The sequence below is a fragment of the Chryseobacterium sp. MEBOG06 genome, from assembly GCF_021869765.1.
Lineage (GTDB): Bacteria > Bacteroidota > Bacteroidia > Flavobacteriales > Weeksellaceae > Chryseobacterium.
On the sequence record NZ_CP084580.1, the window covers coordinates 3,712,936 to 3,739,290 of the forward strand.

General features: G+C 35.5%; 30 protein-coding genes and 1 pseudogene. 12 read left to right on the top strand and 19 right to left on the bottom strand.

Annotated features, from left to right (window positions below; genetic code table 11):
- Positions 1-28: 28 nt before the first annotated feature.
- The 6 genes from ahcY to LF887_RS16980 all read left to right on the top strand — a co-directional run bounded on the left by ahcY (position 29) and on the right by LF887_RS16980 (position 7,623).
- Positions 29-1,342, top strand: a complete 1,314-nt coding sequence (gene ahcY / locus LF887_RS16955) for an adenosylhomocysteinase (protein ID WP_236855438.1) — start codon at positions 29-31, stop codon at positions 1,340-1,342.
- A 102-nt stretch (positions 1,343-1,444) separates the two neighbouring features.
- Positions 1,445-2,236, top strand: a complete 792-nt coding sequence (locus LF887_RS16960) for a hypothetical protein (protein WP_236855439.1) — start codon at positions 1,445-1,447, stop codon at positions 2,234-2,236.
- 391 nt (positions 2,237-2,627) lie between these two features.
- Positions 2,628-3,020, top strand: a complete 393-nt coding sequence (gene yiaA / locus LF887_RS16965) for an inner membrane protein YiaA (RefSeq protein ID WP_236855440.1) — start codon at positions 2,628-2,630, stop codon at positions 3,018-3,020.
- Between the two features lie 123 nt (positions 3,021-3,143).
- Positions 3,144-4,460 carry a BspA family leucine-rich repeat surface protein gene (locus LF887_RS16970; protein WP_236855441.1) on the top strand — a complete coding sequence of 439 codons (1,317 nt, stop codon included), beginning with the start codon at positions 3,144-3,146 and terminating at the stop codon, positions 4,458-4,460.
- 30 nt (positions 4,461-4,490) lie between these two features.
- The gene (locus tag LF887_RS16975; RefSeq protein WP_236855442.1) at positions 4,491-6,047 is read left to right on the top strand and encodes a BspA family leucine-rich repeat surface protein; all 1,557 of its coding nucleotides are present in this window, start codon (positions 4,491-4,493) and stop codon (positions 6,045-6,047) included.
- Between the two features lie 16 nt (positions 6,048-6,063).
- Positions 6,064-7,623 carry a BspA family leucine-rich repeat surface protein gene (locus tag LF887_RS16980; protein ID WP_236855443.1) on the top strand — a complete coding sequence of 520 codons (1,560 nt, stop codon included), beginning with the start codon at positions 6,064-6,066 and terminating at the stop codon, positions 7,621-7,623.
- Between the two features lie 52 nt (positions 7,624-7,675).
- Here the strand turns inward: LF887_RS16980 and purE are convergent, their stop codons facing one another.
- Positions 7,676-8,179, bottom strand: a complete 504-nt coding sequence (gene purE, locus LF887_RS16985) for a 5-(carboxyamino)imidazole ribonucleotide mutase (protein ID WP_236855444.1) — start codon at positions 8,177-8,179, stop codon at positions 7,676-7,678.
- Positions 8,180-8,363: 184 nt separating this feature from the next.
- Here purE and LF887_RS16990 point away from each other — a divergent pair, with 184 nt between their 5' ends.
- The 4 genes from LF887_RS16990 (at position 8,364) to LF887_RS17005 (ending at position 13,065) form a co-directional block, all read left to right on the top strand.
- Positions 8,364-9,269 (top strand): DMT family transporter, encoded by a 906-nt coding sequence (locus LF887_RS16990; protein WP_236855445.1) that lies wholly within the window; start codon positions 8,364-8,366, stop codon positions 9,267-9,269.
- A 64-nt stretch (positions 9,270-9,333) separates the two neighbouring features.
- Entirely contained in the window at positions 9,334-9,957 is a 624-nt protein-coding gene (locus LF887_RS16995) for a hypothetical protein (RefSeq protein WP_236855446.1), read from the top strand.
- Between the two features lie 7 nt (positions 9,958-9,964).
- Complete coding sequence (locus tag LF887_RS17000) at positions 9,965-12,088, top strand: cation:proton antiporter (protein ID WP_236855447.1); 2,124 nt, start codon at positions 9,965-9,967, stop codon at positions 12,086-12,088.
- A 164-nt stretch (positions 12,089-12,252) separates the two neighbouring features.
- Positions 12,253-13,065, top strand: a complete 813-nt coding sequence (locus LF887_RS17005) for a hypothetical protein (protein WP_236855448.1) — start codon at positions 12,253-12,255, stop codon at positions 13,063-13,065.
- 50 nt (positions 13,066-13,115) lie between these two features.
- Here the strand turns inward: LF887_RS17005 and LF887_RS17010 are convergent, their stop codons facing one another.
- Both LF887_RS17010 and LF887_RS17015 read right to left on the bottom strand, forming a co-directional pair.
- The gene (locus LF887_RS17010) at positions 13,116-14,228 is read right to left on the bottom strand and encodes a 5-(carboxyamino)imidazole ribonucleotide synthase (protein WP_236855449.1); all 1,113 of its coding nucleotides are present in this window, start codon (positions 14,226-14,228) and stop codon (positions 13,116-13,118) included.
- Between the two features lie 24 nt (positions 14,229-14,252).
- On the bottom strand, positions 14,253-14,816 hold the full coding sequence (locus LF887_RS17015; RefSeq protein WP_236855450.1) for a DUF1543 domain-containing protein: 564 nt from the start codon (positions 14,814-14,816) through the stop codon (positions 14,253-14,255).
- 85 nt (positions 14,817-14,901) lie between these two features.
- Between LF887_RS17015 and LF887_RS17020 the strand changes: the two genes are divergently transcribed.
- Positions 14,902-15,732, top strand: coding sequence for a sulfite exporter TauE/SafE family protein (locus tag LF887_RS17020; RefSeq protein ID WP_236855451.1), 831 nt, complete (start codon positions 14,902-14,904; stop codon positions 15,730-15,732).
- Entirely contained in the window at positions 15,732-16,115 is a 384-nt protein-coding gene (locus LF887_RS17025) for a DUF1634 domain-containing protein (RefSeq protein ID WP_236855452.1), read from the top strand. The genes LF887_RS17020 and LF887_RS17025 overlap by 1 nt, the downstream gene beginning before the upstream one ends.
- A 3-nt stretch (positions 16,116-16,118) precedes the next feature.
- Here LF887_RS17025 and LF887_RS17030 read toward each other — a convergent pair whose 3' ends face one another.
- The 16 genes and pseudogenes from LF887_RS17030 to LF887_RS17105 form a co-directional block, all read right to left on the bottom strand.
- On the bottom strand, positions 16,119-16,496 hold the full coding sequence (locus tag LF887_RS17030; protein WP_236859514.1) for a VOC family protein: 378 nt from the start codon (positions 16,494-16,496) through the stop codon (positions 16,119-16,121).
- Between the two features lie 27 nt (positions 16,497-16,523).
- Positions 16,524-16,964: a nuclear transport factor 2 family protein gene (locus tag LF887_RS17035; RefSeq protein WP_236855453.1), complete on the bottom strand. Its 441-nt coding sequence runs from the start codon at positions 16,962-16,964 to the stop codon at positions 16,524-16,526.
- A gap of 772 nt (positions 16,965-17,736) precedes the next feature.
- Positions 17,737-18,933 carry an NUMOD4 domain-containing protein gene (locus LF887_RS17040; RefSeq protein ID WP_236855454.1) on the bottom strand — a complete coding sequence of 399 codons (1,197 nt, stop codon included), beginning with the start codon at positions 18,931-18,933 and terminating at the stop codon, positions 17,737-17,739.
- Between the two features lie 109 nt (positions 18,934-19,042).
- The gene (locus LF887_RS17045; protein ID WP_236855455.1) at positions 19,043-19,552 is read right to left on the bottom strand and encodes a YfbM family protein; all 510 of its coding nucleotides are present in this window, start codon (positions 19,550-19,552) and stop codon (positions 19,043-19,045) included.
- A gap of 179 nt (positions 19,553-19,731) precedes the next feature.
- Positions 19,732-20,316, bottom strand: coding sequence for an SMI1/KNR4 family protein (locus LF887_RS17050; protein WP_236855456.1), 585 nt, complete (start codon positions 20,314-20,316; stop codon positions 19,732-19,734).
- A gap of 272 nt (positions 20,317-20,588) precedes the next feature.
- Entirely contained in the window at positions 20,589-20,975 is a 387-nt protein-coding gene (locus tag LF887_RS17055) for a DUF2750 domain-containing protein (RefSeq protein WP_236855457.1), read from the bottom strand.
- Entirely contained in the window at positions 20,959-21,249 is a 291-nt protein-coding gene (locus LF887_RS17060; protein ID WP_236855458.1) for a polymorphic toxin type 8 domain-containing protein, read from the bottom strand. The genes LF887_RS17055 and LF887_RS17060 overlap by 17 nt, the downstream gene beginning before the upstream one ends.
- 23 nt (positions 21,250-21,272) lie before the next feature.
- Positions 21,273-21,593: a hypothetical protein gene (locus LF887_RS17065; RefSeq protein ID WP_236855459.1), complete on the bottom strand. Its 321-nt coding sequence runs from the start codon at positions 21,591-21,593 to the stop codon at positions 21,273-21,275.
- Positions 21,594-21,605: 12 nt separating this feature from the next.
- A pseudogene (locus LF887_RS17070) lies at positions 21,606-21,821 on the bottom strand (RHS repeat-associated core domain-containing protein); the annotation flags it as partial.
- A 146-nt stretch (positions 21,822-21,967) separates the two neighbouring features.
- On the bottom strand, positions 21,968-22,555 hold the full coding sequence (locus LF887_RS17075) for a hypothetical protein (RefSeq protein ID WP_236855460.1): 588 nt from the start codon (positions 22,553-22,555) through the stop codon (positions 21,968-21,970).
- The gene (locus LF887_RS17080) at positions 22,533-23,126 is read right to left on the bottom strand and encodes a hypothetical protein (RefSeq protein ID WP_236855461.1); all 594 of its coding nucleotides are present in this window, start codon (positions 23,124-23,126) and stop codon (positions 22,533-22,535) included. The genes LF887_RS17075 and LF887_RS17080 overlap by 23 nt, the downstream gene beginning before the upstream one ends.
- A 340-nt stretch (positions 23,127-23,466) precedes the next feature.
- On the bottom strand, positions 23,467-23,736 hold the full coding sequence (locus LF887_RS17085; RefSeq protein WP_236855462.1) for a hypothetical protein: 270 nt from the start codon (positions 23,734-23,736) through the stop codon (positions 23,467-23,469).
- A 16-nt stretch (positions 23,737-23,752) separates the two neighbouring features.
- On the bottom strand, positions 23,753-24,337 hold the full coding sequence (locus LF887_RS17090; RefSeq protein WP_236855463.1) for an SMI1/KNR4 family protein: 585 nt from the start codon (positions 24,335-24,337) through the stop codon (positions 23,753-23,755).
- A gap of 120 nt (positions 24,338-24,457) precedes the next feature.
- Positions 24,458-25,120 (bottom strand): hypothetical protein, encoded by a 663-nt coding sequence (locus LF887_RS17095; RefSeq protein WP_236855464.1) that lies wholly within the window; start codon positions 25,118-25,120, stop codon positions 24,458-24,460.
- 76 nt (positions 25,121-25,196) lie between these two features.
- Positions 25,197-25,784 carry a hypothetical protein gene (locus tag LF887_RS17100; RefSeq protein WP_236855460.1) on the bottom strand — a complete coding sequence of 196 codons (588 nt, stop codon included), beginning with the start codon at positions 25,782-25,784 and terminating at the stop codon, positions 25,197-25,199.
- A complete protein-coding gene (locus LF887_RS17105) occupies positions 25,762-26,355 on the bottom strand; it encodes a hypothetical protein (RefSeq protein ID WP_236855461.1) in 594 nt (197 codons plus the stop codon). Before LF887_RS17105 ends, LF887_RS17100 begins: the two co-directional genes overlap by 23 nt.

Here is a 26,355-nt window from a genome sequence, read left to right on the forward strand (position 1 = left end):
AATTGAATTTAAAAACTATTCATTACATATGAGTACTACAACACAATACGTTCCTTATAAAGTTAAGGACATTTCCCTTGCAGAATGGGGAAGAAAAGAAATCACCCTTGCAGAAGCAGAAATGCCAGGTTTGATGTCTATCCGTGAAGAATACGGTCCATCTCAACCGCTTAAGGGAGCTAGAATCGCAGGTTGTCTTCACATGACAATCCAGACTGCTGTACTTATTGAGACATTGGTGGCTTTAGGAGCTGAAGTTACCTGGTCTTCTTGTAATATTTTCTCTACTCAGGACCATGCTGCTGCGGCAATTGCTGCTGCCGGAATTCCTGTTTATGCATGGAAAGGTTTAAATGAAGAGGAATTTGACTGGTGTATTGAGCAGACTTTATTCTTTGGTGAAGACAGAAAACCATTAAACATGATTTTGGATGATGGTGGAGATTTAACAAACATGGTTTTTGATAAATATCCTGAATTCACAAAAGATATCAAAGGTCTTTCTGAAGAAACAACTACCGGAGTACACAGATTGTACGAAAGAATGAAGAATGGAACTTTGGTAATGCCTGCTATCAACGTAAACGACTCTGTAACTAAGTCTAAATTTGACAACAAATACGGATGTAAAGAATCTGCAGTAGATGCTGTAAGAAGAGCTACTGATGTAATGCTTGCTGGAAAAAGAGTGGTAGTTTGCGGATATGGAGACGTTGGTAAAGGTACTGCAGCCTCTTTCAGAGGAGCAGGTTCTATCGTTACTGTAACTGAAATTGACCCAATCTGTGCTTTACAGGCCGCAATGGACGGTTATGAAGTAAAAAGATTAGACACCGTAGTAGATAATGCTGACATTATCATTACTACAACCGGTAACTTCAACATTGTAAGAGGAGAACACTTCCTTAAAATGAAAGACAAAGCTATCGTTTGTAATATCGGTCACTTCGACAATGAAATCGATATGGCTTGGTTAAACAAAAACTACGGTCAGACTAAATCAGAAGTTAAACCTCAGGTAGATATCTATACTATTGAAGGAAAAGAAGTAATCATCCTTGCAGAAGGTAGATTGGTCAACTTAGGATGTGCTACAGGACACCCAAGTTTCGTAATGTCTAACTCTTTCTCTAACCAGACCTTGGCTCAGATCGAACTATGGACTAACTCTGCAGCTTACGGAAACGAAGTTTACATGCTGCCTAAGCATTTAGATGAAAAAGTAGCAGCTTTACACCTTAAAAAATTAAGTGTAGAACTTGAAACTCTTTCTCCTGAACAGGCTGATTATATCGGTGTAGACGTAAAAGGGCCATTCAAGCCTGAATACTACAGATACTAGACTTAAACAATCTTATGATATGATCCCACTATTGCTAAATAGTGGGATTTTTTTATTTCAAACCGCTCTGCTATTTCTTATTTTTGCAGCCTAAAAAAAGACATGAAAAATTACTTATTTCTGGGACTTATAGGCACTGTTATATCTTTTTCCAGCTGTAGCAGCAGTAATGACGAAACCAACATTGAACCTGAAAAAAAACTTTTACTCAGCAAGTTCACCACCGTTTATTATGATAATCCTTCTCAACCTGAAACCGTTGATCAAACATTCGAATACAATAATAAAGGAGAACTTATAAAAATCCTGCACAAAGGATTAGCAACGACTTTTGAATATATCGACGGGAAGCCGGTAAAAGCCAATTTCTATAATAATAAACAAGAACTATCCTATTCTTCTGTCTTTTATTACAAGGGAGCTTTATTGGATAAGACTCAGCAGACTTATGCCAATTCGCTGTCACGAACCACAAATTACACCTATGCCGCAAATGGCCAGCTTACTAATATTACCAACTGTATGTCCGCCAATTGTACTGATCCGGGTACTTCCTATACTTATTCCGGAGAAAATGTTTCAACAGAAAATATCTCAACGCCAGGATCTCCCAGCTATGTCTATAAAGAAGAATATTCCTATGACAATAAGCTGAATCCTCACACCAACACCAATAAGTACCTGCGACTTGTAATGGGCAGCCCGGATGTCATCAGTAAGAACAATTATATAATAGATAAAAGCAGTACAAAAACCGGTACAACTTGGACAGCCGGTGAAACCACTACTTATATTTTAGAATACAATACTGCCAGACTCCCCGTTAAAGCAACAGGAACAGGCAGTGACGGCAAGCTTTCCGTTCTGCATACCTACGAATATATTACCCAATAATATCAAACTCTCTCCAGTCATGGGGAGTTTTTTTTTCAGAAGCTGATCCCGCTATCCGCTCATACTCCTCACGCCTTAGCTTTCCAGCACACTGTCCCCTACTCTTTCTGCCTCCTGTTCCGGGGTAACCGCTGCTATCGGGGCTATAATTGAGATAATTTTAATTAATAATATACAATGGAAATGAATGAGAGTAATTTCTTTCACTCCCCACTCCTATTCAACAGGAACGGGCTTTAGCCCGTTTTAGCACTCAATAGAATCCATTGGCTTTAGCCAAAACTTAAAATCAATAAATACAGATCTACCGTATTTTACCCATATCTCAGTTCTATTACAGATTCTATTTAGAAAAAATGAATATCTTAGCCCCTTTAAATAAAACATTAACATGAAAAAACAAAAAGTATCGAATGCATTCATCGCGGCATCGTGGGTAGCATTAGGAGCAGGAATGATTGGATTTATTGTTGGCCTTGCGAGAGCTGAAATGCTTTTGAACGAAAAAGGGTATTATTTCACCATCCTTTTGTATGGTTTATTTGCAGTTGTCTCTCTTCAAAAAGCTGTCCGTGACAAATTAGAGAACATTCAGGTGACAGATATTTATTATGGAATCTGCTGGTTTGCAACATTATCTTCAATTGTACTACTGGCCATCGGGCTTTGGAATGCCACTATACTTCCGAGCGAAAAGGGATTCTATGCTTTTGCTTTTCTATTAGCACTCTTCGGAGCCATTGCTGTCCAGAAAAATACCCGCGACAATATGATGCAGGATTAAGATAAAAAACACTCCATACATGGAGTGTTTTTTGTTTATAAAATTCTTAATACAAGGTTATTTCGGTTAAAAATATACTAAATTTTATTTATTTTAGTTATATTTATATCACATCTAAATGATATGTACAAAAAACTTTTACTATGTATTTTTTTTATCCTGTTATTTCAGATAACAAAAGCTCAAAATGAGTTTATCACCATTTGGAAACCACAGGACACCCAACAAATTCAATTTCCGGGAAGAGGAACGAATTTCCAGGTATATTGGGAAGAAATCGGATATCCCCAGCACAACGGAATGATGAATAATGTAACCTCAACAGTAGAGTTTCTCATCAACCTTGGCACTCCTTTAAACCCCAGTCCGGCTCAAGCCACTTATAGAATCAAAATAAGTGACGGAAACGGAAGTTTTGATCAGGTGAGATTCTTTGACAATACCATAATCCCCAATTACAATGGTCCACACCGTTCAAAAATCATCCAAATTACACAATGGGGAAATATAAAATGGAAAAGCTTTGACAATGCCTTTGTATACTGTGATTCAATGGATATGACAGCTACTGATGCTCCGGACCTCCGGCTGGTGACCAGTATGCGTCAGATGTTTTATCTATGCTCAACATTGGTGGGGAATACTTCTTTCAACACATGGAATACCTCAACCGTTACAGACATGTATTACATGTTTGGTGATACGAACCTCTTTAATCAGCCCCTGGGAAACTGGAACACATCCAACGTAACAGATATGTCATATATGTTTGACAATACTGCATTTAACCAGCCTCTTAGCGGATGGAATACTTCAAAAGTTATCACCATGGAACATATGTTCCATGAAGCCCGTAATTTTAATCAGGATCTTAAAGGCTGGGATACCAGTAAAGTGACCAATATGAATGAAATATTCCATGATACAGTTTTTAATCAAAATATTGGAAGATGGGATCTAAGGTCCCTGGTAACAGCCACTAATATGTTTCTGAATTCTTCAATGAGCTGCCAAAATTATGACAAAACACTTGCAGAATGGAGCCAAAACGCTGTAACACCTAATAATATTAATATATCAAGCGCTTATCCTTTAATTTATTCTAACACTGCGGCTGTTTCAGCAAGAAATAATTTAATTAATAATAAAGGATGGACTATCTCTGGGGATACTTATAATGCTTCATGCAATCTTTCAATTTCTGAAGCTGATACAAGAAACAAAGCCAGCATTTACCCAAATCCTGTAAAAGATATTATTATGCTGAAAAATATGCCGGAGGCTACCCATTATAAAATCACAGACATGAGTGGAAGAACGGTAACAAAAGACCCTTTGAAAAATGATGAAATTCCTGTGAGATTTCTGACGCCGGGAAATTATATTCTACAGATTATCACAAAGAATAAAATTCACACCTTGCCTTTCATCAGAAAATAGCCATAAAACTAATACCATAAAACAATAAACATGATTTTAAAAAAAATCCCAACGTTCATTTTTCTTCTGTTGGTTTTCATTGTGAAAGCTCAGGATGAGTTTATAACCATATGGAAACCTGGCTCTACTGTACTGCCGACGTTAAATGTAGGCGCCCCATATCAGGCCAATGCTCAACAAATATGGTTTCCAGGAATTGGCGATAACTACGATATTTACTGGGAAGAGGTAGATTTTCCCCAGCACAATGGCAGCCTTACCAATGTAACTTCTACAAAGCAGGTTCTTATTGATTTTGGTACATCCATCAAAGATGGAAATGATGTCAAATACAGAGTAAAGGTTACTAACGGCAGCGGAACTTTCAAGCAAATAAAATTCGGATCTCCTCAGCTGTTTGTTGCTCCTGAACAACTCATTCCTATATGGCAGGTCAATGGAAGTGCTGATAAATTGTTAGAAATAGAGCAATGGGGTAATATCTCATGGACTACGATGAACAGTGCCTTCAGCCTATGTAAACTTATGGTGCTTACAGCAACTGATGTTCCCAAACTTGAGAACGTTGAAGATGCTTCTTTCATGTTTTTTGGTACTAACAGCTTTAACGGTGCTGCTTCCATGCAAAACTGGGATACCTCAAGAATCCAGAATTTCAGTTTTATGTTTTCCCTTTTATTTGATCCTGCACCATCCACATTAACAGATCTTTTTAATCCTCCTTATTTGGACAGCTGGAATATATCTTCGGCTACCAACCTCAGCTATATGTTTGGAGGAAGGACCGTTTTTAACCAAACTCTTAATAACTGGAACGTTTCCAAAGTAACCGACATGAGCTGGATGTTTGGCCAATGCCTAAGCTTCAATCAGCGTCTGGACAATTGGGATACTTCCAATCTTGAGGATATGCATTTTATGTTTCATATGATTCCGGTTTTCAATCAGCCTCTCAATTGGAATACGTCCAATGTTACTAATATGGCCCATATCTTTCATGGCTGTACGACCTTTAATCAGCCTTTGGAAAACTGGGATACAACTAAGGTAACCAAGATAGATCAGATCCTTACCGGTGCTTCAAGTTTTAACCAGCCGCTAGGAAAATGGAACTTAGCTTCTCTTACCGAAGCTTCTTCTGCTTTAAATATGACAGCCATTAATTGTGAAAATTACAGCAAAACACTTTTGGGATGGGCAGACAATCCCAATACGGCAAACAATGTTCCACTAGGGGTGGTAACCGGGTTTAAATATGCATCAAACGTAATAGATAAAAGAAATATCCTTATCAACAAAGGCTGGATAATAGATGGTGATACAGTCGGAAGCTGTTTATTGGCTTCATCAGATTGGAAGTTGAATAAGAAACCTCTGCTTTACCCTAATCCGGCAGTGGATGATATTCACATTGAAGGATTAAGTGACATTAAGAATTATAAAATTTATGATGCAAGTGGAAGGCTGGTAAAAGAAGGAAATCCTAACAGAGACATAATTAATGTAAGCTCGCTGCCAAAAGGAAATTATATGATACAACTTATCATGAAAGAAAAAACAATCTCTTCAAAATTCATTAAAAATTAACGATAAACTCCCCCATATGATATTAAAAAAAATGTTGGCCAGCTTTTTTATTTTACTGGTATTTATAGTGAAAGCCCAGGATGAATTTATCACGATCTGGCAGCCCGCTTCTACCGTGATGCAGCCTATAAATGTAAGTGCTCCCTATCAGGCAAATTCTCAACAAATATGGTTTCCAGGAATTGGCGATAACTACGATATTTACTGGGAAGAGGTAGATTTTCCGCAACACAATGGCAACCTTACCAATGTAACATCTACAAAGCAGGTTTTTATTGATTTTGGCACATCACTCAAAGATGGAAATGATGTCAAATACAGAGTAAAAGTAAGTAACGGAAATGGAGTTTTTAAACAAATAAAATTTGGAGATGTACAGGAAATTCCACTGCCGGATGAGATTTTCCCGGTCTGGCAGATTAACGGAAGCGCTGATAAGATCCTGGAAATAGAACAATGGGGAAACATTGCCTGGACAACGATGAACAGTGCCTTCACCCAATGTAAACTCATTCAGATCACTGCTACAGATACTCCCAATCTCAGTAATGTTGAAGATGCCTCTTATATGTTTTACGGTACAAAAAGCTTTACAGGAGCCAGCTCCATGCAAAACTGGGATACTTCCAGAATTAAGAATTTCAGGTATACGTTTGCTATTCTATTTGATACCATCATTAACTCACTTCCTGATCAGTTCAATCCACCTTATTTTAATAGTTGGAACATGTCATCAGCAACTGATCTCTCCTTTATGTTTGCAGGAAGAGGACTCTTTAACCAAACATTGAACAACTGGAACGTTTCGAAAGTAACTGATATGAAATGGATGTTTGCTCTTTGTTCAAGCTACAATCAACCTATGGATAAATGGGACACTTCAAGTCTTGAAGATATTCGTTTTATGTTCCATTTTATTCCTGTTTTCAATCAGTCATTAAGCAATTGGAATACTTCCAAAGTTACCATTATGGCTCATGCTCTCCATGGTTGTACATCCTTTAATCAGTCTTTAGAAAATTGGGATATGACCAATGTTACCAGAATAGATCAAATCCTCAAGACGACTCCGAGCTTTAATCAATCACTTGCCAACTGGAATCTGGCTACCCTTAATGACGGCATCCAGGCTTTCACAGAGACAGGAATAGATTGTGAAAACTTTAGTAAAACACTGGCAGGATGGGCAGACAATCCTAATACTGTCAATAACATTCACTTAGATGATGTAACTTCTTTGACCTATGCTTCCAATGTAATAGATAAAAGAAATATTCTTTCCAATAAAGGTTGGATGATGTCGGGTGATACTGTAGGAAACTGCTTACTGGCTTCATCAGACGTAAAATTCAGAAAAAAACTTTTACTCTATCCTAATCCCGCAGTGGATGATATTCATATTGAAGGATTAGAGGATATTAAGGGATATAAAATTTATGATGCAGGCGGAAGGCTTATAATGGAAGGAAATCCTAATAAGGACATGATTAATGTAGGGTCTTTACCAAAAGGAAATTACATTTTGCAGCTGATTCTGAAAGAGAAAACAATCTCTTCAAAATTCATTAAAAAATAAAACAAAGAAGCCTCGCTGGAAAGTGAGGCTTTTATTTTGACTTACATGTACATTATTTATCAAAATGATTAGGATGCTGTGCCTTAATATCATCTACAGTTCCCAATACTTTATCTTTAAGAGAATCCTGATATTTCTGAAGGTTTTCAGCCACCTGATCATCTGCACTTCCCAAAATCTTTACAGCCAGAATACCGGCGTTCAAAGCTCCGTTCAAAGCTACTGTTGCTACAGGAATTCCACCCGGCATCTGAAGAATGGATAATACAGAATCCCATCCGTCTATGGAATTACTGGATAAAATCGGAACTCCGATCACAGGAAGCGTAGTACAGCTTGCTACCATCCCAGGAAGATGTGCAGCTCCTCCAGCTCCCGCAATGATTACTTTCAGACCTCTTTCTTTAGCAGTCTTTGCATAATCGAACATCCTTTCCGGCGTTCTGTGTGCTGAAACTACGGTCAATTCATATGGAATGTCCATACTTTTAAGAAAATTTGCAGCCTGTTCCATAATTGGCAGATCACTCTGACTGCCCATAATAATTCCTACCATCTTCAATTTTTATTAGATGTTCAAAGATAAAAAATTAAATCGAGGCCGGGAAACCTGAAGATAAATGCCAGCTCTCATTATTCTTTAAAAGTCGGTTTCTATCTGTATCATCAAAAATTGAAACAACTGTACCCTTTCTTTTCATGTGAAAACTGCTATTTTTGTTTGTTACACTTTATTCACCTTGAAAGATTATAAACTTATTTTCGCAGTTCTTACCGTTGCCATTGTTTGGGGCACTACCTTTTTGGCCATACGAGTGGCTGTGGAAACCATCCCGGCATGGTTCGTAGCGGGAATACGTCAGTTTCTGGCTTCTGTTATTATGCTTTTTGTCCTTCTTTCAAGAAAAGAATTCAAATGGATTGGCTGGAAAAGCCTAGGCTATCAGATTATTTTTTCTTCCCTGATGCTGGTTGTTGCCAATGGGATGACTACCGTAGCTGAAGAAACCGTTTCCAGCAGTCTGGCCTCGCTGATCAGTGCATGCTCTCCTATTTTGGTGTTTCTGGGAAGTGTAGCAATTGGGTTACAGAAATTCAGCTTTCGGGCTCTTACGGGAGTTCTTTTGTGCTTTAGCGGAGTTGTTTTTATTTTCTGGGACGGTCTTAAAGACCTTGCCAATCCGGATTACAGAATGGGAATGATTTTTCTGCTTTGTGCCATTACAGGATGGGCTTCCGGAACTATTTTCACGAAAAAATTAAATATCCAAAGCGGAAATATCACACTGAATCTGTTTTATCAGTTTCTCTTTGCAGGAATTGTTCAGATCATCCTTGCATTTTTATTTTCCAAAGATTATAACTTCGGAAACTGGACTATAAAAAGTATTTCTGCTATGGTGTATCTTTCTGTTTTTGGTTCCGTAGCCGCCTTTTTTGCATTCCACTATGCTTTAACCAAGATCTCTCCCGTACAGATTTCTATTATGGCCTATATCAATACCATCATTGCTATATTTTTAGGATGGTTAATTATGGATGAGCAAATCTCTTTTAAGTTTATTCTTGCAGCAGTCTTTATTATCTGCGGGGTATTTATTATTAATTATAAGCCCGAAATGTTCAAAAGGCAGAAAATAGAATAGAAAAAATCAGTTTAATGGATGCTGTATTACCTCCTGAAATAGATCTATAAATACCGGTAATCAGATGAATTTATTTTTAAATTCCATTCATTTTCCTTATATTGGATACTCCAACTTTACCAATATGCTGAAAAACACATTCTTTTTATTGCTGGCAGCTTCTTTTCTTCTGATAAGCTGTGATTACAAAGAAAAAGAGAAAAATCTGACAGACAGAGAGAAACAATTATTAGAGAAAGAAAAAATATTCGCGAAAAAAGAATCCGAATACCAGTCCCTTTTAAAAATGAGAGACAGTATTTACGCAAAAAAGGATTCAGTAGTAATTGCAGCCTGGCCGGCAGAAATTTCAGGAGACTGGAATGGAAAAGTGATCTGTACAGAATCCAACTGCAGTGATTATGCTATAGGTGACCAACGGACAGATCTGTGGGAATTCGATAACGATTCTACCCAGCCTATTGCGAAAATCATCAATAATAACAACCTCGTAAGGCTTTACGCCGGCAAATTTGAAAACAACGAAATCAGACTTTCTTTCAAAACAGATTCCACTGCTAAAAAAAATGTAGAGATGAGCGTTCTTCTGAATGATATTTCTGACAATAAGATCAAGGGAATAAGAACAATCACATCTGATGGCTGTACTGCCAAGTTCTCTGTTGAATTAGTACGTTCCACAAAATAAAACACCTATGATTTTACTGAGTATACACAATCTGAGTCTTCCTATTGAAGATCCGGTACTGAAATTCCTGTTGGTGCTGATCATCATCCTTGCTGCACCTTTGCTTCTAAATAAAATCAAAGTTCCGCACCTTTTGGGGCTTATCATTGCCGGAGCGGTCATTGGCCCTAATGGCTTCAATGTACTGTCCAGAGACAGCAGCATCGTAGTGACAGGAACTACCGGACTCCTCTACATCATGTTTCTCGCAGGGCTGGAGATTGATATGGGTGACTTCAAAAAAAATAAATGGAAGAGTCTCACCTTTGGTATCTATACCTTTACTGTCCCTTTTGTACTGGGATATCTGGGAGGTTATTATCTTCTTCATTTTTCAATGTTAACATCGATCCTGTTTGCCAGTCTTTTTTCTTCCCATACCCTCATCGCTTATCCATTGATCAGTAAACTGGGAATTGCAAAAAACAAAGCAGTAAACATCACTGTAGGAGGTACAATGATTACCGATATTCTGGCCTTATTGGTACTTGCTGTAATTGTCGGAATGTCTCAGGGAGACGTAGGAACAGAATTTTGGGTTACATTATCTGTTTCTTTTATAGTGTTTGCACTGATCGTATTAATTGTATTCCCTATTATAGGACGTTGGTTTTTCAAAAGAGTAGATGATAAGATATCTCAATATATTTTTGTACTGGTGATGATTTACCTTGCAGCAATGCTTGCTGAACTTGCAGGTGTGGAAGCTATTATCGGGGCATTCTTTGCAGGGTTGGCATTAAACAGACTTATTCCCCATACCTCTTCTTTGATGAACCGTGTGGAGTTCGTAGGAAATGCCATCTTTATTCCGTTCTTCCTGATCAGTGTGGGAATGCTGATTGACTTTAAAGTATTTTTTAAAAGCTGGGAAACTCTGGAAGTAGCCGGAATTATGATGGCAGCTTCTATCGGCGGAAAATATCTTTCGGCAGTAGCTACCCAGAAAACTTTCAGATTGACTAAGGAAGAAGGAAAACTTATTTTCGGATTAAGTTCTGCTTCGGCCGCAGCAACATTAGCTTCCGTAATGGTAGGTTACAATATTATTCTTTCTGAAACCGAAACAGGAGAACCTGTAAGATTACTGAATGAACACGTTCTGAACGGAAGTATTTTACTGATTTTGGTTTCATGTACCATTTCATCTTTTATTTCAATGGCCAGTGCCCAGAAAATTGCAGAAAGCGACAATGAAGATACGGTTTCAGGGGTTAGCCACGAAGAAGAAAGTATTCTTTTAGCGATCAATCATGAAAAAACGGTTGAAAGAATGGTCAATCTTGGTATTTTAATAAAAGCCCATTCCAATACAGAAGATATGTTTGCTTTAAATGTCATCAACGAAGACAAAAATGAATCTTCAGTAAAAAATGCAGAAAAACTTCTTCATCAGGCTACAGATACTGCCGCTGCTGCTGATATTAAATTACAGGCCCTTAAAAGGTATGATAATGATGTCATCAATGGGGTAAATAATGTAATTAAAGAACAGAAAATTACAGATCTTATTATCGGGCTGGAAGGTGAAAAAGGATTCTCGCCGTCATTTGTTTATAATCTCTATAACGGATATCTTCAGAATGATGATGTGAATGTATTGGTATATCATGCAGCCCAGCCTCTTTCAACCATCAAACGGTATGCAGTGATGATTCCTGAGAATGCCCATAAAGAAGCAGGATTCTTCCATGCCCTGCTGAGAGTCTGGAACATTGCCAGAAACTCCGGGGCTACCCTTGTTTTTTATGCTCCTGAAAATATTTTGGACATCCTTCAGAAAATCATTAAAAAAGCCAACATAGAAGCAGAATTCATCATTATGAATACATGGCAGGATGGGGAAAGAACTGCTGCCCAGCTGAAAGAAGATGAAGCCCTGATCATTTTCATGGCGAAACGTGGTATGCAGTCCTATATTCCAAGAATGAGACTGATCCCTGAACTTCTGAACAGAAATCTGAATGATAATAATTATCTTCTGATCTTCCCTTTTTCTGAATATGATAAAAACAGTCCGGAAATCCGTTCTGTAGGAAATCATGGGGATTTTGTGGAGATCGGAAATGTAATTCAGAAAATTTTTAAATAAATAGAGATGGATGGGTTAAAGGTTCCTGCTAATGAGACCGTTGTGTTACAAAAAAACTCTTTGCCAATTTTACAAATTAAGTGATACCAATAATAAACAAACTCACTCTATTATTAATCTTTAATTTTAAATATCAATTTTGTATTTTGGCAAAAAAATAACTCATGAAACAAGCTCTCAAATTTCTTTTTATTTTCGTATCAGTCATTATTTCCGCACAGGATTTGAAATACTCTGATCAGGAAATTCAAAAGAAACTAGATTCAATCAAAGTAGAAGGAAATACGCTGTTTTCCTATGAAAAAGCCTCATGGCAAGCCGGTGACTTGATGGCTAAAAACAAAAAAATAAATGGAAACACAGGTATTTACTTAACCTACAAAGTATCAGATACTACAAAAACAGTTTTTCTAAATAAGGATCAAACATCTATTCTAGCCGAGTATTCTTTTAAAAATAATCAAACGAAGACTTCAAAAGAAATTCTTGTACAAAGAGAACTTAATGAGACCGAAAAAAAATTAAAAAACATTCGTGCCACAATTATTCCGCAATTATCCAATCCACAATATGGCATAACTGTACCTCAGGGATATAATTTAAATTTGGTTATTATTCCTTTCAACGAAAACTACAAAGTATACCTTATTCCAGGTACCTCACAATCTGGAATAATTCCATTTGGCAATGATTATTTATTCATTTCAGATTCAAAAGGTGATATTATTTCAAATCAAAAATTTCATTCAAGATTAATTCCTACTATGACGTCAATGGAAAATGGAGGTACAGTTACAATGTCAACTCACAGTCATTTGAGAACTACTCCGTTTATTTCCGCGACAGATATCTGTACTTTTAAATTGTATGCACCCTTAACTAAACTAGATGAATTTAGTGTATATTCTCCCGCTTTGGGAATATATATGAAATACAATTACAAAAAAGACACTATTGAAAAAGGAGAAAAATTGTAACAAAAAAAGCTGTAGAAATAACTACAGCTTTTTTATATTTTTCAAAATGTCTACTCAGAAATCACTCTCACCATTCCTTTCACCATCACAAGCTTTTCCATTAATTCTTCACGGCAATCTGCCAAAACGTTGATGTGCCCCATCTTTCTTCCTGGTTTAGTTTCTGTTTTCCCATACAAATGAATATAGGTTTCAGGCAACTTCAGAACCTCTTCCATTCCTTCGTAGACTACTTTTCCTGAATATCCTTCCGCACCTACCAAATTCAGCATTCCGCTGTAAGTAATAGCATCCGTATCTGCTAAAGGTAAATCTTTCACCACACGGTACATCTGCTCAAACTGTGAGTTGGTATTTCCTTCCTGGCTCTGATGTCCTGAATTGTGAAGTCTTGGAGCGGTCTCGTTCACCCAGATTTTTCCTTCTTTATCAAGGAACAATTCAATAGCAAAAAGGCCTGGAGAATTGACAGCGTTTAAAAACTTTTCAGTAATAATATCTATTTGCTGCTGAACATCTTCTGTCAGAAGAACCGGGCATACATTGAAATCTAACAGATTCAGTTTTGGATCGGCAACCATTTCCGTTACCGGAAAAGTATTAGTTTCCCCTTTTCCGTTTCTGGCAACGATAACAGAAAGTTCTTTATCTATGTCAACAAGACTTTCAATCACTGAAGCTTCCTTCCATAAGTGCTGATAATCTTCTTCAGTTTTGATGACCTGTACCCCTTTTCCGTCATAACCGCCTGTATTCATTTTCTGTACAAATGGTAAAGACATGATGATCTTTTCCTCACTGCTCCATACTACCTGAAATTCCGGACTTGGGATATCATGAGTTTTATAAAATTCTTTCTGAAGGATCTTCTGCTGAATCGTTTTGATAATACCTGCATTGGGAACAACTCTTATTCCCTGTTTTTCAAGCTCGGCCAAAGCATCCGCATTTACGTGTTCTATTTCAATAGTGACAACATCTTTATCCTTTCCAAAGTTCAAAACTGTTTCATAATCATTGAAATTTCCCTGTGTAAAATACGAGATATTATGACATGGAGCATCAGAAGACGGGTCCAGAGTATAAAACTCATCATCATACTTTAATGCACTCTGTATCAACATTCTTCCCAGCTGTCCGCCTCCCAGAATTCCTATTTTCATTTTTTATTTTTATTAGATTTACTTTTACTGAACTTTATCTATTTTTAAATATCCCAGTCCTATTGTGTTTTCCTGATTTTCTACATCAGATTTTGTAAGAACAATGGAATATTTTTCTTTCATACTTGCAGGAAGAATATCATTTACATTGAAAATATCATCAATGTCTACTCCATGTTTGTCATCAATATGACTTACGGCACCTTCAAATCCCATAGTCTGGTAGAATTCTGTACCTCTTGCTCTTTTCACGATTTCTCCCATGGATTGTCCCACCATTAAATGCTGTTCATGAAATTCTTCAAAAAAACCTGGCTTGTACCCTCCCAGATTCAGGAAATACAACTGTTCTTCAGATGATTTTTCTCCTTTCTCCACAATTTTCACTTCGTATCCGTCTGCAAATTTCACTTCCTGATGGCAGTCAATATGGATCTTTCCTTCCGCTTCCTTCCAGAAATCCTTCATATCAGGCACCAAATCCTTTAGATTTTCAGCAATTCCGAAAAATACATCGTGCTGTTCAATGTTTCTTCCTGCAGGGGTTGCCCCAAGGATGACATAAAATAATTTGACCTCATTTTTCATGCATACAAAAATACGTTAAATTTATCTTTTTCAAATGTTTGGCAGACTAACACAATAATTTTATATTTGTAACATTATTTGTAGTATGTCAGAAATTATCATACTCTTCCTTGGTGCTATTTCCGCCGGCCTTTTAGGCTCACTGACGGGGTTAGGAGGAGGAGTTATTATCATTCCTTTATTAACGCTGGGTTTCGGCGTTCCAATGCACTATGCAATCGGTGCTTCGCTTATTTCTGTAATCGGAACTTCTTCCGGTGCAGCTGTGGCATTTGTGAAAGAAGGCTTTACCAATATGAGGATCGGAATGTTTCTCGAAATAGCCACCACAACAGGTGCTGTTATGGGTGCCCTAGTTTCAGGAATGCTTAATCCCAATACAATTGGGATCATTTTTGCGAGCATTCTCCTTTTGACAGTTGTTTTAAATCTTAAAGGAAAACCCGATCATCAGGAACCTCTAATAAAAGGAAGCATCGAAGAAAAGCTCAAACTTTACGGGACATTTCCCGATAAAGGAATTTTGAAAAACTATTCCGCAAGAAATACAGTTCCTGGATTTTTGATGATGATGTTTGCCGGAGCAATGTCCGGGCTTTTAGGAATAGGTTCCGGGGCCTTGAAAGTATTGGCAATGGACAATATGATGAAGCTGCCTTTTAAAGTATCTACTACAACAAGTAATTTTATGATTGGAGTAACTGCTGTAGCAAGTGCATTAATCTATTTCCAGAGAGGTGAAATCATCCCCGTAATTGTAGCGCCTGTATTAATCGGGGTGGTGATAGGAAGTTTCATAGGTTCAAAAACGCTGATGGTTTCGAAAACGAAGAAATTAAAAGTATTTTTTGCCATTGTGATCACTCTTTTGTCCATTTATATGATGTATAACGGTATCAACAAAAGTTTCAGATAATGAAAAAGAATTTTACAGACGTAGATCTTAACCGTTCGGTAGGAAATCTTCTGAGACTGGGTGTTATTTTATCCGTAGCCACATCATTGATCGGTTTTATCAAATTATTTCTGGAAGGTTTTGAAATGCCTAAAAAGTACACTTCGCTGGACATAGGCAGTTCTTCAGAACAGGTATGGGCACACTTCTGGAATTCTTTGTGTAAGGGTGAAGGAATGGCTATTATCCAGCTGGGAATACTTCTGCTGATCTTTACTCCGCTGATGAGAATTGTTTTTGCTTTAATAGGCTATTTAAAAGAAAAAGACTACGTATATGTAGTCATTTCTTCAATTGTCCTTGCTATTATGGCGGGAAGTTTCTTTGCAGGTTACGCTCATTAATTTTTACATTTCATAAAACTCCAGTGGGAGCTGATCCGGATCCGCGGTAAAGAAAAATTCTTTTCCCGTGAATTCATCTATACGTATTTCCTCACAGCTTACCCCTTTTTCTATCAATTCATTTCGCTTTTCTGTAACATTTTCTACAGAAAAGGCAAGATGTCTTAAACCACAGGCTTCCGGGCGTGAAGGTCGCTGAGGAGGATCTGGAAACGAGAATAATTCAATCACATAATGATCTCCGATAGCCAGATCAAGTTTATAAGACTGCCTTTCTTCCCGATATACTTCCCGAATAATATTCAGATCTAAAATTTCTGTATAAAACTTTTTTGATACTTCATAGTCTGAGCAGATAATAGCTATATGATGGATCTTCATTTTCATGTCTTACGTAGCTTGGTTTAATTATTTAATGTCTTTACATTGATCTTTTCTTCGTGTATCAATAATATATTGAATCTTCCATTCATTATTTTGCTTTACCAATTGAAAGCTGTTGGCTCCGCAATGTGAAAATTTTTCTTTTAAATAAAAGGAATAGGGTGTAAATATGCTTGCCAGAATCCCATCTGTATGAATGGCTTCTATCGTAATTCTTTCATCCAGATCACCCTTTGAAAATTTAGAAATAGATGTGATAAAATCCTGTATATGATCACTTTTTACACTTCCGTCTTTTGCGACTGTTTGAAGAATTGCATTTTCTGTGAAAACAGATTTCAATAATTCAGGATCTGCATTTTTCATCGCGAGAAAGAGATTGCGGACAGGCTTTTCTATTTCCTGATTTTGCTGCCCGAAACAAGCTGTGCCGAGCACCAAAAAGATACCTGCTATTTTATTCATTTTCTTATTCTATAAATTGAAGTTGTTTAAACTTATTTTGAAAAAAAGTTCCGAGAAAATCAGCAATTTTGGATTGCAATTTAAAAGACTAATAATCTGGAACTCATTAGCAAAGATAAAATAGAGAAATGGATTTTACCCCATTTAAGCAAAGGGAAAAGAGGATTTTCTACGAAGTTTGACTTGGTAAAAATAATTCAGACCATTATAAAACGGCTGAAAACTGGTTGCCAATGGCGGGAAATTTCGTTAAAGGACTATTTCGGGGAAGAAAAAATAAGCCGGCAAAATGTGTATTTTTTTTAATAAATAAAGCAAGGATGGCAGCTTCAGGAATATTTGGATTCATCTTTTGAATCGTAACAAGAGGATGTTGGAGATGTCGTGTACTCAGCTTGACGGAAGCCAAACCCGATGTAGAATGGGCGGAGAATCAACAGGATATCAAAGCAGAAAATCGGCGAAAACCAGCAAAATAATTTTCCTTTGCGACAATCGTGGTCAAATGATTTCGATGGGAAATCCCAGAAGAATCTGTACTTTTTGGCGTTTTCCTTAAGACTAATTAAAAGTTTAAACAACCTCATTAACAACTTTTCTATTTTTAGATTTCATATTGTTTTTATTTTAGATTTAAAAATTCAATATAGCTGATTGAATATCCTCTTGTAGTTCTTTCACTTGTTCCAAAGTAATTTTTCTGCCTTTCTATTTTTCATTTTTGAAATTATCATCCTCACCAAACAGTCGGGGTTCATTTTTTATATCTGCGCTAAGAACCAGGTCTATCATAATTTCTATATTTTTCCTTCAGCACATAATTAGCCGGGTGCAGCGAGAGTTTTGAAATATCAATATCCCATAAAGGATCACTTTCATTGACCACCATCAAATTTCTGTCTGATAAATCAAATTTTTCTACAAAACAACAATAGAGCAATTTACTCATTACAACCCGAACATATTTTCCTTCATTACTTAATGTACATGATAGAGAATACGTTTTTTCATTATTAATAATCAGTTTTTGGGATAATATTTTTTCCTGCAAAAACATAATTCGTCCTTTTGAAATCCAACCACTTAATCTTTTTATCCTACCCTTATTAGATAAGACAAATCGAGATTCAAAACCGGAAATGGGAACTGGAGCCCAGTACTCTCCGGGAAGATCTTTAACTGACAAGTTAAAACAGGAAGGAGGATTACCCTTGTCGATTATGGGCTTACCTAGCTTTTCCCAAAGATACTTATTAAGTGAACCATTTAAGGTATCTGACATTTTGACCATGTAAAAATCCTCTTTTTTGGGAGGATTATTTTGCAAAAACCATCGAAATGTTCCTGAGGTTAGGATATTTTTATTGATAACATCCATAATGCTTTCGCAAGCAATACCTAATTTTTCTTCTACAGCATATATACTTTCAAAACTAGCGATAAATTCTCCTTCTACAGTATATTGACTGACAGGCTTCATATAATCAATATGTACGTTTCTTGATCGGTTCTTGCGAAAGATAGTAAGACGTTTCTCTTTGACTGAAATTTTCTCTAAATTGCTGCTATGTTTATTAAATACGTTATTATCCTTACATGAAATCACAAAAGAACGATCCTCGACATCAAATTTTTCTACAAAGTGATAGTACACCAAGCGAGCAACAGATCTTGTATACTTATGACCTTCCAGAGATAATCCACAGTGAACATTATAAACATACTCTTTAAGATATTTATTATACTGTCTGGTAAAACGCAACTTTCGGATTTTTTCGGAAACCCAATGTTCTACTCCTAATGATATATGAGAAAGACGACTCAGGCTCTTTAACCTTCCATAATTGGATATTTCATAATTCTCAAAACCTTCAATCGCCTTCCATTGTTCACCAGGAAGGTTTTCTAAGGAATGGTTATAGAGAACTTCTTTTACATATTTATCCTCTAGTTCATGTGGTAGTTTCATAAAATAAAATTTTTAAAATATCCCCGGATCTTTTACTTCATCGTTTTTGAGATTTTGTTATCTATTGCCAAACTTGTTAACTATAAGACATTTCTTTTTCATTGTCTTTTTACTGATCAGCTGTAAATAACACAAAACGTCCTTCAGATGCTGCATTTTTCCAAAATTCCACAGAGTTTTTAAACCATGTCCATGTATATTCAAAATCATCTTCACTTAAGAATTCCGCATACTCTTTATCGTCAGATTTAATTTGACCGTATCCCTCTTTTAAATCTTTTATAGAGACTTTTTCGATAGCTTTGGCTATTTCTACGACCTGTTCTGGTGTTTTTAAAGACATAATATAATCATTTTTATGATAAATTTTTTGTCCACCCAAAATGACATGATTAAGTGGAAAAGTTCCATTGTCCCACTCAAGTTTCCCATCTGTTAAACTTCTATGTAATCCGTCCCAAGATTGATCAACCTCTGCAAATCTTTCAGGTTCATTTTCCATAAATTCTTCTTCAATATCTTCTTGCAGGAATTCTAACCTGTCTTCGTCAGACTTAAAAGATTTTAGTTTTAAAGCTATTTTTTCGTCAAGCGAAAAAAGTACACCTAAACATCCCATATTTTACTTTTTTTGTTAGTATCAGCCGTTACACACCTGCAGCGAATTTTCAAATTTATACATTTTGCTAATCATAACCATCATATTTAAATACAGAAACAATTGTTGAATTATTTTCTAACACAAATCGCGTTGTTATTACTGCATTCTTTAAATTTACCATAATTTTTATACTCTACTTAGTATGGAACTGTTGAAGCATCCTCATCAATTTCTTTTCCTTTATCATCAAATAATCTATACAAACGTTTTAATTCAGATAGTAACATTTCTTCAAAAGAACTCCATTGAACTTTTGAAGTCGCGTCCCACCTTTCACAACAATGAACGATATTAGTATCTTTATCTATATACAGACGGGATCTATCCCATTGATAGCTTCCAATAAAAAAATAGCTTTCTTTTGCATTATCTGGTTGTTCATATATATTAGCGGAAATTGGAGAAAAAGGTTGCCTTGAATTTGCTTTAGGGTCTCTTGTTAGTTGCCTTCTAAATCCATATAAACTAAGAGTAGATGATAAGAAGTTGCCTCCATTGCTATAACCCATTAAAAAATGCTTATAACTTTCAGGAATTGTAGTGTTTAATTCTCTTTCAAGTATAGCTATTTCTTCTTCTTTAACCTTTGGATAAATTATATTCAGCCAAGCTTCTGGTCCTTTAAATGGAGCTTTACCAATCATTATGGCTCCATCACTTGAACTATCTAATCCTAAGTTTGAAAACTTATAAATAAATTCATTAATTTCTTTATTATACATGATTACTATATTTTAGGATCCTTTACTTCACCCATAGTATCTAAGGCTAATCAACTATAAAACAACTACTATAAAATAGCCTCCAAAGCACTTCTACTTTGGAAGCTATCTAAATTATTTTCAAACCTGTTTATATCTGTCAGAACCTAATAGCTCTTTAAGCTTATAAAATTCAATCTTGTAATTTTCTTCTGCATTGTCTAATTCTCCTTTATATATTTTCACAAGTTCTTCACAAGTCTTAGTTTCATTTCTTCCTTTATCGTTACAGGTTATTCATACTGTTCTAATTCTTCTTGTAAATCTGCATAAAGATCATCTGCAGATATTATTGTTCCTTTGGCATTTGGAGTAAGAAAAACATTTACTAATGTTTTGTCATTGGTCATACCTGGAATCCATTTTTCAATAAAATTATCTAATCTTATTACTTCAGGTTTATAATTTTTCCATTGATCAACAGCACACAGTTCTGCAAATTCTCTTTCCGGCCATATTGGAAATATTCTATTGTCATCGCTATCTCCAAGTAAAGCCCATCCATCATCATTTAATCCCCATAATTCTTCAAAATCTGCTACTTTTCTGATGAAATAATTATACCTTTCATCTTCTGACATTTGTAAAATGTTTTCTATTTTCTTATTTGTATCCGCCATATTTATGTTCTAATTTATGTAAATCTGCGTCTTGGAACTTTGCATTCTCATAACTATTACCATCTTTAGCTCTTTGCTTCCGTGGATGCGCTAATTCAGTTCCCCTTGTTTTTGAATTTCGTGAATTTCTTGGATTACGTATGGTTTTTCTGTCCCCATTTTTTATATGTCTCATTTCATTCTTAATCCAACCACGATTAAAGCTACTTACTTTGGAATCATTCCCTAATTCTTTTAATCTTGCCTGTTTACCTGATCTTCCAGCTTTAGCCAAGGCTTTAACTTCCTCAACAGCTTTTATCGCAGGAGTCTTTCCTCCTTTCCCGTCAGGGCACCTTTAGGTCCTCCAGCTACTGCCATTGCAATAGTTGCCAGATCAAAAGATCCATTGACTACTTTCTCTACAAAAGATTCTTTTGGAACGCCCGTTTCCAAAGTAAGAGTTCCGCCCTCAACTTTATATTGATTGCTTATTGCATCGTTGGTAAAAACGTTAACAGTTCTTCCTACTGAATTAGCTACCGCAGCTCTTACACTATTGATTCCCCCGTAAATAAGCTCCCCAAATTCTATAGGATCGGATGGAAGGCTGACTTCATTCACTTTTTTAGGCTCCAATCCTTCCAGTTCTCTGGAGTCAACAACCCTGTTTCCGCTAAAGGCATAGGTTGACCATGTAGGATACTGCTCTGCAAGAGGATCTACACTAAAGAACCTTCCAAAACTCGGATCATAATTTCGCCATTTAAAAGAGCTCCATTTAGTATCCTCCTGTTTTTCCTGTCCCTGGGTGGAATACCTGTATTTTTGGGAGATTGAGTTGGCAGGAACAATACAATATTGAATAAAAAGCCAAGTGGATTAGAAACCTCACCTGGCAATTATAAATTCAAACAGTTACTCTTATTTTAGGGTTTCTTGCATCCAAATCCGCCACCGGTTTCCACAGCTTTATTTTGCTCAATCCATTCTATTGCTCATTTTAGCTATTATTACATCAATATTTCAGTTTTTAAATGAACAAAATCTTTTCCCTTTACTTTGTCCAGCTCGTTGAATTCATAAACTAGCTCAATTTCACTAATGTACTCAATTACAAATTCCTCTCCTAACTCACCAGTAACGGCAATGTCTCCTATTTGATGAAAATACTCTTTATAAGGCATATAAAATTGGGGAACTTTTATAACAATATCATAGACATTATCAGGATATTTATAAAGAATATATTTCCATTCGGTTGCATTAAATTGAATCTTTTCACCATTTATTAATAGATTAAAGATTAGTTTCCATTGTTTAGGAGGCTTAGCAGAATAAAAAATCCAGCCTTCAATTGTAGGCGCTTCATTTATGATAGTTCTTGAAAGCTCTAATAACTCAGTATCACCCTCTGGAGAAATTGTTAAAAAATTCTTATTTACAATATTATCAAAACCAATTTCCCAAGAGAAATCAGCAAGCTTTCCAATTTCTTCATCTAAAAGATTTATATATTCAGTTGTAATTTTTTTTGGAGCCAGATATTCTATATTATTTTTAATCCAGCTCCAAAAACTATTGATTATCTCTTTTTTCATATTTTTCTTTTGCATTTTTAAAACGTTCTGGATTCATTTCATTTCTTTTATTATCCAATTTATCTATACCGCCTCGTTCATCAATGGCTTTTTGTTCTTTATATGCACCTTCCTCTGAATTTTTGGGATCATATTTATCAATAACCTTTGCTTTTTTTCTATCCCTACCATCATCTTGTCCTCCTCTTTTAGCAGGATCACCTTTTTTAGTTCTACCTACATATGGTATTCCCGATTCAGTTCCATCTTCAGGAACTTCATAAATAACTCCTTTCTTCTCTGGTTTATCACCTTTCGCTTTCGATTTTGCTTTATCTTGTTCTTTCTTTTCCTCTTTTGCAGAACTTTCACCCTCGCTGTGCAAGACACGATTAGCAACTGTTATCCCAATCGTAGAAATTGCCTTTAGAGCAATAATCGTATTGTTTATATTGCTATTAACAATCTTGGATATGCCATTATAATTATTAATGGCATTGGTTTTCGCTTCTTCAGCAACACCTGCACCATATACAGTTGATCCAGCAGCAGCAGCAGTAGGCGGAGCAACACGAAATATTTTCGTTGACACCCATTCCAACCCTTCCAGCTCTCTACCATCAACAACCCTATTTTCTGAGAAATTGTAATGCGACTGATAAGCATATTTTTCACTAAGCAGATCTATATTGAAAAACCGTCCTATTGCAGGATCATAATTTCGCCATTTAAAAGAGCTCCACTTGGTATCCTCCTGCTTTTCCTGCCCCTGGGCAGAATACCTGTAGTTCTGGGAGATTGAGTTGACATGAACAAGACAATATTGAATAAAAAGCCAAGTGGATTAGAAACCTCACCTGGCAAATTGGTTAATAAAACAAATAGTATTGTTTAAATAGCTTCCTTTAAAATTTACTTCTGGTTATTTGATACTACTCATCATACTTTTTGACCTTCCAATTATCTCTATCATCTTCTCTATAGGCATGACTTCCATTATCAATTCCTAATAATTCTTTTAAGGTTGGATCAATCTGTAAAATCTCATCTAAACTAATAACCCTAGCATCTTCTTCAGAAATATTTTCTTCATTCCCAAAAAATTGCCATTCTCCATCAGCATCCTTAAAAACAGAAACAATTGCTGAATTATTTTCTAACACAAATCTGGTTGTTATTACTGTGCCCCTTAAATTTACCATAATTTTTATACTCTACTTAGTATGGAAGTGTTGAAGCATCCTCATCAATTTCTTTTCCTTTATCATCAAATAATCTATACAAACGTTTTAATTCAGATAGTAACATTTCTTCAAAAGAACTCCATTGAACTTTAGAGGTTGCATCATCAACCGCACAGCAATGAACAATATTAGTGTCCTTATCGATGTATAAAAGAGAACCGTCCCATTGATAACCGCCAATAAAGAAATAATTATCTAGAGAGTTTTCTGGTCTTTCATACAGATTTGGTGTTACAAGAGAAAAAGGTTGCCTTGAATTTGCTTTGGGATCACGGGTCAAGTGCCTTCTAAATCCATCTAAACTAAGAGTAGAAGAGAGAAAATTGCCTCCATTACTATAGTCCATTAAAAAATGCTTATAATTTTCAGGAATTGTAGTGTTTAATTCTCTTTCAAGAATAACTATTTCCTCTTCTTTAACCTTTGGATAAATTATATTCAGCCAAGCTTCTGGTCCTTTAAATGGTGCTTTACCAATCATTATGGCTCCATCACTTGAACTATCTAATCCTAAGTTTGAAAACTTATAAATAAATTCATTAATTTCTTTATTATACATGATTACTATATTTTAGGATCCTTTACTTCACCCATAGTATTTAAGGCTAATCAACTATAAAACAACTACTATAAAATAGCCTCCAAAGCACTTCTACTTTGGAAGCTATCTAAATTATTTTCAAACCTGTTTATATCTGTCAGAACCTAATAGCTCTTTAAGCTTATAAAATTCAACCTTGTAATTTTCTTCTGCATCTTCTAATTCTCTTTCATATATTTTTATAAGTTCATCATAATAAAGATTAGTATTGAGTTTTGCAGCAATTATGGCAATATTTGCTCTTAAAGGATACATATCATTATGTACACACATCTTTTCAGGGTATTCATTAAGTAATTCATCAACACGGATTACACTAGAATTATTATCAAAATATGGTAAAATGTCTTCTTCAAGATATTCTGGTATGATTTTAATTAAATGTTTTACATCTTCATCATTTTCTATTAACCATTCCTTTGCTGGTTTGCTTTTATAATTGGCGGCATCTCCATCATAATCTCTGATTGTCAAAAAATGATTCCCTAAAGTCAAGTAAGGCCTGGATTTTATTTGAGCAATTGACTTATAAATGGATTCTATTTCTTTTACATGTATTTTAATTTCAGGATCAATAGTTATATTATCTTCTTTTTTGTAAAAAAATAATTTAAAGATTTGTTCTACATTATCTTTTTTTCGTACAAACTCTTTTTGTGCTTTTCGATATTGAAAACCACTTTTCTGAAAACTTTCTAAAACACCATCACTAATTTGCTGTGCTATTTCATTTACTTTCATCCTGTTATTAAAAGAATACTGATTTACTATTTACCCTTATTATTTTTCCACTCTTGATAGCTCATTTTAGCTATTATTACATCAATATTTCAGTTTTTAAATGAACAAAATCTTTTCCCTTTACTTTGTCCAGCTCGTTGAATTCATAAACTAGCTCAATTTCACTAATGTACTCAATTACAAATTCCTCTCCTAACTCACCAGTAACGGCAATGTCTCCTATTTGATGAAAATACTCTTTATAAGGCATATAAAATTGGGGAACTTTTATAACAATATCATAGACATTATCAGGATATTTATAAAGAATATATTTCCATTCGGTTGCATTAAATTGAATCTTTTCACCATTTATTAATAGATTAAAGATTAGTTTCCATTGTTTAGGAGGCTTAGCAGAATAAAAAATCCAGCCTTCAATTGTAGGCGCTTCATTTATGATAGTTCTTGAAAGCTCTAATAACTCAGTATCACCCTCTGGAGAAATTGTTAAAAAATTCTTATTTACAATATTATCAAAACCAATTTCCCAAGAGAAATCAGCAAGCTTTCCAATTTCTTCATCTAAAAGATTTATATATTCAGTTGTAATTTTTTTTGGAGCCAGATATTCTATATTATTTTTAATCCAGCTCCAAAAACTATTGATTATCTCTTTTTTCATATTTTTCTTTTGCATTTTTAAAACGTTCTGGATTCATTTCATTTCTTTTATTATCCAATTTATCTATACCGCCTCGTTCATCAATGGCTTTTTGTTCTTTATATGCACCTTCCTCTGAATTTTTGGGATCATATTTATCAATAACCTTTGCTTTTTTTCTATCCCTACCATCATCTTGTCCTCCTCTTTTAGCAGGATCACCTTTTTTAGTTCTACCTACATATGGTATTCCCGATTCAGTTCCATCTTCAGGAACTTCATAAATAACTCCTTTCTTCTCTGGTTTATCACCTTTCGCTTTCGATTTTGCTTTATCTTGTTCTTTCTTTTCCTCTTTTGCAGAACTTTCACCCTCGCTGTGCAAGACACGATTAGCAACTGTTATCCCAATCGTAGAAATTGCCTTTAGAGCAATAATCGTATTGTTTATATTGCTATTAACAATCTTGGATATGCCATTATAATTATTAATGGCATTGGTTTTCGCTTCTTCAGCAACACCTGCACCATATACAGTTGATCCAGCAGCAGCAGCAGTAGGCGGAGCAACACGAAATATTTTCGTTGACAC